Origin of the sequence: Vibrio sp. 10N.222.48.A3 (assembly GCF_041475345.1) — a bacterium.
GTDB lineage: Bacteria > Pseudomonadota > Gammaproteobacteria > Enterobacterales > Vibrionaceae > Vibrio > Vibrio tasmaniensis_A.
Map to the genome: position 1 here is coordinate 1 of NZ_JBFRVX010000186.1, position 8,548 is coordinate 8,548.

The 8,548-nt window shown below is 41.3% G+C and carries 4 protein-coding genes and 3 pseudogenes; 5 read left to right on the forward strand and 2 right to left on the reverse strand.

What is annotated here, in order from left to right; genetic code table 11:
• The 4 genes and pseudogenes from AB4653_RS06585 to AB4653_RS06600 all read left to right on the forward strand — a co-directional run.
• Positions 1-1,094, forward strand: a 1,094-nt coding sequence (locus AB4653_RS06585; RefSeq protein ID WP_240800345.1) for a hypothetical protein, incomplete at its 5' end; no start/stop codon positions are given.
• A gap of 15 nt (positions 1,095-1,109) precedes the next feature.
• The gene (locus tag AB4653_RS06590; RefSeq protein WP_102258027.1) at positions 1,110-4,952 is read left to right on the forward strand and encodes an RHS repeat protein; all 3,843 of its coding nucleotides are present in this window, start codon (positions 1,110-1,112) and stop codon (positions 4,950-4,952) included.
• A 34-nt stretch (positions 4,953-4,986) separates the two neighbouring features.
• A complete protein-coding gene (locus tag AB4653_RS06595; protein WP_016800081.1) occupies positions 4,987-6,255 on the forward strand; it encodes an RHS repeat-associated core domain-containing protein in 1,269 nt (422 codons plus the stop codon).
• Between the two features lie 568 nt (positions 6,256-6,823).
• Positions 6,824-7,165 (forward strand): annotated as a pseudogene (locus tag AB4653_RS06600) (recombinase family protein); the annotation flags it as partial.
• A 36-nt stretch (positions 7,166-7,201) separates the two neighbouring features.
• Here AB4653_RS06600 and AB4653_RS06605 read toward each other — a convergent pair.
• A pseudogene (locus AB4653_RS06605) lies at positions 7,202-7,504 on the reverse strand (type II toxin-antitoxin system RelE/ParE family toxin).
• On the reverse strand, positions 7,504-7,764 hold the full coding sequence (locus AB4653_RS06610; RefSeq protein ID WP_069592240.1) for a type II toxin-antitoxin system Phd/YefM family antitoxin: 261 nt from the start codon (positions 7,762-7,764) through the stop codon (positions 7,504-7,506). The pseudogene AB4653_RS06605 and the gene AB4653_RS06610 overlap by 1 nt, the downstream one beginning before the upstream one ends.
• A gap of 210 nt (positions 7,765-7,974) precedes the next feature.
• Here AB4653_RS06610 and AB4653_RS06615 point away from each other — a divergent pair.
• Positions 7,975-8,423, forward strand: a pseudogene (locus AB4653_RS06615) (recombinase family protein).
• Positions 8,424-8,548 lie beyond the last annotated feature (125 nt).

Here is an 8,548-nt window from a genome sequence, read left to right on the forward strand (position 1 = left end):
TTGTCATGGTGGTCAAATATGGGATATATTATATGAAATTTCTAAAAACAAATTCATTTAAAAAACTATGTTTACTCGCTTTTTTATTTAATATTAATAGCGCTTTTTGCTCTTCCACTGGACCTAGAGAGGAACCTTTTTCGAGGCTTTATCTTGAAGGCACCTATGTGAATTTATCGCCAAATTCTAAAATATACGCCAATAATAGAATGCAGGCCGAAATTGAAATTTATTATCAGTTGAAATCTAATTACACGTTTGACAATGCAAGTCTCAAAAAACTCTATACGGCGGAAACGATTGACTCGCTCTCCGTCTCAGATTCTCACAGCGGGTATGTATTAGATATCAGGCTTGAGGATGGAAGTAACCGAAACAGACGAAGAGAAGGCTATAGGAGTGTTTCTAAGTTTGTTTCAGGTAACCGTGCAGATGTTTATCATCTGTGTGTCCAAGCGACGGCCACCAATAATATCACTGGTGAATCTCTTACCCAAAATACTTGTAATGGAACCACAAACAAATCTTCTGCCATCGTCGAATTGTTGACCCCAAGAACCTTTACCAGTTCAGATTTTACCTACGAAACAAGCAATAGCGGATGGAGTGATGGGGCCATTCTTCATCTCCAGAAGTATAAGCCTAACAATTTTACGCTCCAGAAAGTTTGGCAAGAAGGGGGGCTGAGATTTAATAATGACCACCATAGGTTGCTGGGGACTTATAGCAACAGCCAGTCCTCTTCCGCCTTATACTGGATATATGATACAGATGCTGGCCATATCAACATACCATTTTCAACTACCTATGACACTGGCTGGAAAGACCGGGTTGTCTATGGCGATCTCAATACAGATGAGGCCATTATATTCGTCAGCTCATTTGGGCGCGGTATTTACAGCAGCAACTCTGCTAACATCTCTAAAGCATTTCCTCCCTATGACTGGAACCAAAGTATTAGTCCTGATGGAAAAATAGTGTATTTCGAAGATAAATTTGGCAATAGAGGATACTTTAGTTTTTCAAGAACTAGCTACAATGATTATTTCGAGGAAGGGTACTATTTAAGAAGAATACATAGTGAACATAATTAATAGGTGATTAATAAAATGTCTTTTTTATCGAATGCACATAACTTCTCAATTATTAATAATTCAGGTGTCGATCCTAGGACTGGGGCTTATATATGTTCAATAAGGCTCGCTGATTTTCTATCACATAAAACCGTAGGTTCTCCCATTTCCTTGGTATTAAACTATCGTGCCGAAAGTGTTCGAGATGAAGGGTTTGGGAGAGGCTGGCTACTTTCTTTAAGTCGTTTTGAAAAAGAAGATAGTATTATTTACCTGAGCTCAGGCCAAAATTATAAAGCGATTTATAATCATCAGACTAATGAATATAAACTCCCATACAGAAAAATTAAAGATATTAAGTTACTCTATTCTCTCAGTAATAATGAAATTAATGTTATCTATAAAAGTGGGATTGTAGAATCGATAGACTATGAAACGGGAGCCTTGAAAAAGATCACCTCCATCCAAGGCTTGGAAACAACATTCCACTATAGAGAGAGTGACCAAACTAGCAAATTGTGGAAAATAACGGATGGCTCAGGAAGAGAATTACGGATAGATTATTGGTCTGAAGACTTAAAAACAACGGTCACACAGGTTGTAGGTGGAGAAACCTATCAAACACTGGTTGTTGATAAAGAAAGCAATGGTATTTATAAAAGATTAACAACGCTTCATTTACCTGATGACGAGTCGAATATCACTTTTGAGTACGAATACCTGAGTAATATTAACTATGACCTCCTGACAGTCTTTTCTCATCCCAGTGGCCTGAAAGAAATCCTCACTTACCAAAATGAAGGGCACAGCTTTCCGAGCGGTGGGCCGGTCAGTAAAGTCCCTTATGTGACTATGCATCGATTTGTCGCTGGGAATAATCAACCTGACCGAGTAACAAACTATACTTATTCAGATAAAAACTATCTCGGTTTTGCTAGTGAAGCCGCGTTCGTCAATGGAGAAGATACTCTATTCAAATCTAGGAGTGACTATGAGTATAGTAGTGTCGAGAAAATAAATAGCACGCAATCCATAACACGGTCTTATAATAAATATCATTTACAAAAATCTATAGAATATCGCCACAATGAGGTTCTTTACAGAAAAGAAGAGTACGTTTATTACGCGGAGATAAATACCAGTATTGAGCATCAACCAGCCAATTACTCATTTCTGAAGGAAAAACATGAAACTCACTATGAAGATTCTGATTCTAGAACGTTTGTCCATAAGTATCAGTACGATGATTATGGGAATCAAACCTTAATTCGAGAGATAAATGGTGATCAAACGAAGCGAGTCTATTACACCTCTTCAGGAGAAGGTCAAGCATGCCCTCCAGAGCCTAATGGGTTTGTTGCCTTCCTGCAGGAAGAAACTTTCCAGCCAGCTTCCTCTATTACTAGTCATGAACAAGAGAGGAAAAGTGTCTTCACCTACCAATCCTTACCCCGCATCGGAGGAGGCAACTTTGTCGTCCTTAAACATGAAGAGAGCTCTCTGAGTCGTGTAGATTATGTTTACTTTAACAATGTTGAAGAGCTTACTCATGGTCAATTACAAAAAACCTCTACTTTTATCAATGATTTTGTTTCACGAAAGGACTTGTCGTACCGTTATACCGACCAAGATGTTGAAATTACAAGCGCACTAACAACACATGATAATTTAGTCGTTACCACCCAAGTCAAGCATGATTTAAAGAGTGGTGAAGCCGTTCAGTGGGTCGATAGTGAAGGAGTTATCTCAAGTTGTCGATACGATCTTCTTGGTAGGCGGACTCGAGAGATAAAGGCGGAAGGGACGGATTATGAAGCGGTAGTGAAGTATGTATATCGTGTTGGTGATGGGCTCAATCAATTGAAGAGCATAGAGCCTACCGGTATCCAAAGCGTCGAAGACTACAACAATGCAGGCAAGGTCATTAAGACAAAACGAAGTGATCTTAATGGTCAACTCATCGTGTTGAGTGAACTCAGCTATAACAGCCTGGGTCAATTGATTGAGCAGCAAGAATTTGATAACTTTTCGACCAGTTCTTCAATGGTAACTAACTACGAATACGATGCCAGAGGCAACCTTAGTAAAATCACCCACCCAGAGGGAAGGGTAGAAGTCATCAAGCAAAACCCCGTCAAGATGACTATAAACTATTCGATACAAGGTTTGCTTTCAGAAATTCGTTCTTTTGATTTAATGGGTAACTTATTAACAAAGGAGCTGCTCAACAGTCATGGGAAACGGTTAGCGTTTTTCCAGAATACTTATGATGCCTTAGGCAACTTGGTGTCGAGCACAGACCAGAAAAGTCATACTGTTGAATACACCTATGATACCGCAGACCGAGTTGTTTCAACACGTCAAATCTACGATGGTGAAACGCTTGAAATATCAAAAAAATACGTCCGTTACAGCCATGATCTTTTGCCTGTTGAAACCAGTGTTAATAATAAAACCATTGGGATTAGGGTGTATGACGGGCTATCTCGCATGGTATCTGAAGTGTCGAGTTCTGGAACTGAAAAACAGTCTTTTAGCGGGGCTTCTCCAATTCCCACGAGGGTTGTTATGGCGGATGGTAATGAACTCGAGATAACGTACAATAAGTATTTGAAGAAAGCCACGGCCTATAATGTTTCAGGCAACGAAGCGTTGAATGTCACCTATCACTACGACGCAAAATCTGGTCATCTAGTACGTGCAGAGAATAAAAATCTCATCAGTGCTTATGTGTACTTTAAAGATGGGATGACGAGAGAGGAGATGGCGTTTTTCCCCAATACGTCTGTTAGACTTTTTAGCTTTGAACAATATCACCTTTCAGGCAGGCTGGATTTTAAGCACGATTATTTTGGTAACGTCGTTAGATACAGCTATGACCGCTACGGAAGAATGTTTTATATCGAATATATTAAGCAAGATTCGAATAATGAGAGTGTCCATACATTCAGCACTTTAAATTATGATCACTATAGTCGCTTGGTCGGATGTGATACTTATAGGGGAAATGATCACCTTCAAATTAAACTAGAATTAAACGATGTCGGACTAGAAACGAAAAGAAGTGTTCATCTAAACTCTCAATTACAGTTTTCTTTGCAACAAGTTTATAACGATGAACTTCAAATCAGCCTAAAGACACTCGAAAGAGACAACAAAACAACGGTTGAAAAAATGTCATACGATGATTTCCATCGACTAGTTGATTATCAGTGTGATGGCTTTGAACACCCCAAAGATACATTTGGCAACAAAATCATTCGACAGCAATATAGTTATGACTTGTACGGCAATATAACCAAACTTATCACGTTTTTTTCAGACGGTACCGACAATATTTGTACATATACTTATGATACTGATGACGTGGTGCGTCTTGCGTCAATCTCTAATACCCACATTAGCTACTCTGAATCGGCTAACTTAACTTATGACACATCAGGAAACATAACTAAAGATGAGCGGGGGGCGCTTTATCATTATGACGCTCTTGGTCAATTGAATTCAACTTCTCTGCCTATTAACAACAAGTCTTATCAATTCGAATACGACGCTCAAGGCCGTGTAGTGGCGCAAATTGGGCAAGACGAACCCAAGATGGAGCTTTATTATCAAGGTGACCAGATAGTCAACGAATTATACGATGGATGGCACACTTGTTACCATAACGTGGGTGGTTTATGGACGGACCGTACTATTTCTTCGTACCTCAAGTTTAATATCAGCCCTTCAAATTATGATACCTCGGTGCATCTTGCTGAACATCAATACTTACTAGGAAACGCCCAACATAGTGCTATCGCTACTCTAACCTCACACCATGGCGATGATACTATTTCGACAGAATACAAAATGTACACCCCCTATGGACAAGGTTGAGGTGAATGCGTGATTTATAGAGGAAATGTTTATCATGAATAAGAATTATGGTTCATCCGGTGTTAATCAAAGATATATAGATCTATCAAAAAGAACTTTTATCAAGTATTCCACCTCATTGGCTGCTTTATCCCCGTTTATTTACTTTACTCCAAGATTTCTCTTAGCTGGCGAAGCCTTTAAATCAAAATTTGAATCTTCAGGGTTAATTGTGCCTGTTAAATTTTCTCAGAGTCGGTTAGGTTTTAATGGCGAACGTGAGATTAGCGACATTGGTTCAGGGCTATATCATTTAGGCAATGGTTTTCGGATTTATAGTTCAGGTTTGACTCGCTTCCATTCTGCAGATGTGTTGAGTCCTTTTGGAGAGGGAGGGAGTAACTCCTATAGCTATTGTTTTGGCGATCCTGTGAATTTGCGTGATCCCAGCGGAAAGTTTGCGATATCCAGTTTAATTATAGGGGCGATTGTAGGGGCAATTCTAGGGGCGGGCATCTCCGCAACTGCAGAAGGAATTCGTGCGATAGTGACGGATACGCATTTTGAATGGGAACAAGTTGGGATTGGGGCCGCACTTGGCTTTATCTCAGGAGGATTTGGCGCGGCAGCAACGGGAGCAAAAACCAGTGTACAAGTGGGCCTCGCGATTGCTGATGCTTCTGTGTCAAGTGCAGTTAGCTTTGGTCTTGAATTGGCGACTGGCTCAAGTGCCAAAGATGCCGCTTTAAATGCGGGAATTGGGGCGGTAATAGGCCTTGTAACGTTTGGGGCAGGAAGAGGGATCGGGGTGGCTCGTAGCAGAAGAGCATTGATGGCTACACGACGCCAAGCGATGGAGATGGTTGAGTTAAGACATTGGTCCCCTCTTGAAGATCTCACGACCATAACAAGGCAGCGCTCACCAGGTTATCAAAGAACAGCAGCTATCTACAGGAGCGCCGACGATTATGTCTACAGCCATGGGGGGATTGGGTTAACCATGACGCCAGATGGTTTTAAAACAGCTGGACGGCTTGCGGAGTATCTACCAGAGGGCGCGCGAAGCGTTCAGAGGTTTAATTTGCAAACCTGTTTCGGGGCGACCGGAGGAAGCATGTTTTCTCAAGGGCAGGCTTTAGCCAATCATCTAAATACTAGAGTGGTTGCTTGGCCAGGTAACTACGTCCGCAACCTACCCGCAACTTCAGGGAGAGTGTTCAGACCTCAAGCCCCTGCATTAGCCAGGGTGACCAATAGCTTCAATACCGCGGCTGGTAACCTGAATAAACTCGTCATTTATGGTAGGAATCCGTCTTGGTTATGATAGTTAGAATGACAGTAATTTTTAACTAATGTGCTTTTTTACAAAAAATCTAGAGGTAAGTTGGTGGGGATAGGGGTTGTTGCCAAATTTGGGTAAAAGTAAAAAACTTCTGTCTGGCCTTTTGCCGAGTCCCGTCCTATGGCTAACTTTTAGTTCAAATGGAAACATAATATTCTCCCAGTTTGGTTGTTTATTTCATTATTGTAGCGGATTACTACAGGTGGATGCCGGCATTGCAACTGAGCTTGAAGCAGCAGCGAGTGAGAGCGTCCGGTTATTGGTTCTTTATCATCGAGGGGGAATTCACGCTCAAGCGATAATGTAACACTCTTCTTGTCTGGGCCTTCATTAGTATTAGAAGTGCTTATCTCACTGGCATATGACACTTTTAACATTGAAGGTTGCAACCCGATCGCTGTCGCATTCGCAATGAGCAACCCAGGCTCGGTATCACCTTGTTGAACAAAACCAGCAGAACGGGCTGGTAGGAGTAACTCTAACTCGAGGGGCGAGTCGTTGGGGATGATGCTTAAAATCGGTGTGCTTGGCTGCCCACTTTGGCTTGATAGGCAAGATAAAATGGCGACCACTTAAGTTAGGTGTGTTAGTAGAGGGGATGACGAGCGGAGATTGCATTGTGTTTGCTGAAGTCAGTCGAATTGCACGTTCAACGTTACAAGTACTAGAGGTACTCGAAGTGTGCATGAAAAAGAAAATTAATGTCTATATTGCAAAGGAAAACTTACAGTTATATGGCTCGAGGCAATCTCATATCACCGCTAAGGTGCTAGGAATTGCGGCAGAAATCGAGCGTGAGTTGATCTCGCTGAGAACGAAGGAAGCGCTCGCCGCCAGAAAGAAAAACGGAATGATTCTCGGAAGACTGAAGGGCCAAGCCGAGAGGGTGAAGCGCCGAGTACGCTGCGTGACTATATGAAGCTAAGGGTTAAGAGAGTTGTGAAAAGTGCTTGGCGGGAGACATGTGCTTACCAAAAACGGCTGCAATAATGAGGAGCTCTTGTTTTCGAATGTAGTAAATCACATGGTGCTTCAAAGGAAAGCGGAAGTAGTCTTGGCCCAACTCTGAAACTTCTATGCCGATCAACTTATTGCTAGCCAGTAATTCCATTGATTACTTTAGTTCTGAAAAGTAAGTGGTCCATTGTGTTTGCCCCCATCGCTCTAATGTATAGCGACGAATATCAATGAGATCAGACTGCGCTGCATAAGAAAGCTTATATTGCGTCATTAATCAAATTTACCTTGGTCAAGTGCATTCATGAAATCGTCACCGTCGACTAGGTTATCTGATAGAACATCGGCCTCTGCTTGTTCGAAGCGCGATTTCACCACCATCAATTTCAGGGCTTCAAGTTGCTCATATTCTTCACAAGACATCATCACCGCAACCGGTGAACCGTTCTTATTGATTTGTACGGGTTCACGTTGAGCCTTCATTAGTAAATCGCCAAATTTAGTTTTAGCTGTATTAGCAGTAAGTGATTGCATAATATTCTCCTTTTCGTTCATTATAAACGAATCGAACGCTTTAACTGATTTGTATGATTTTAGTTATACGGTTAATCCAATGGCGTGTCCATAAAGGTGTAATTTAGTGGATACGACTTGTTACCCCTCTCAGAACTGTCCAGTTAGTCTTTTAAATGTATATGTACACTTAATTAAAACTATCTTAATGTTCACTTTAGGGTTCATTTCATGAAAATTGGCTATGTCCGTGTCAGTATTCAAGACCAAACGCTCGACGTTCAACTTGAACAGGTTAAAGCTATAGGTTATGAAAAATTCACCAAGAGCAAGCGAGGGGGGGGAATCCCCAGAGAGAGAACTGCTTAACCTGTTGCTGGACTTTGCGAGGGAAGGGGATGTTATTCACGTTACTAAAGTCGACCGTATTTTGATCGTAATACCATTGATGCTTTGCAAATTGCTGAGCAGCTAGCGAGAAAGAAAGCCGGTTTGGTCTTTCATTACTTGGGCGATTTGGATATTAACAGTGATGTGGGCAGAGCGCGCGCTCAGAAGGGAGGCACCTCTAAGACGCTCACCAACTCATTCAAGAGATTGCAAACCAAAGGCATGAATAAACTGAGCTCAGTAAAGAGTTAGGGTGTAGTCGGACGACTGTTTATAAGGTCTCGGGATAAAAGTGTAGGTGAATTTGTAAAAAATCGTATTTTGCAGGGCAGCAGGAAGATATATGTTAACTTCAAATTAAACCTTTACAAAAACGAGATAATGGATAATAATGTCATCGCTCTGTTGTTCAGAG

Bases quoted from the DNA above. Each gene is read 5' to 3' on its own strand.
- AB4653_RS06590 (WP_102258027.1), top strand. From the start codon at position 1,110: ATGTCTTTTTTATCGAATGCACATAACTTCTCAATTATTAATAATTCA.
- AB4653_RS06595 (WP_016800081.1), top strand. From the start codon at position 4,987: ATGAATAAGAATTATGGTTCATCCGGTGTTAATCAAAGATATATAGAT.
- AB4653_RS06610 (WP_069592240.1), bottom strand. From the start codon at position 7,764: ATGCAATCACTTACTGCTAATACAGCTAAAACTAAATTTGGCGATTTA.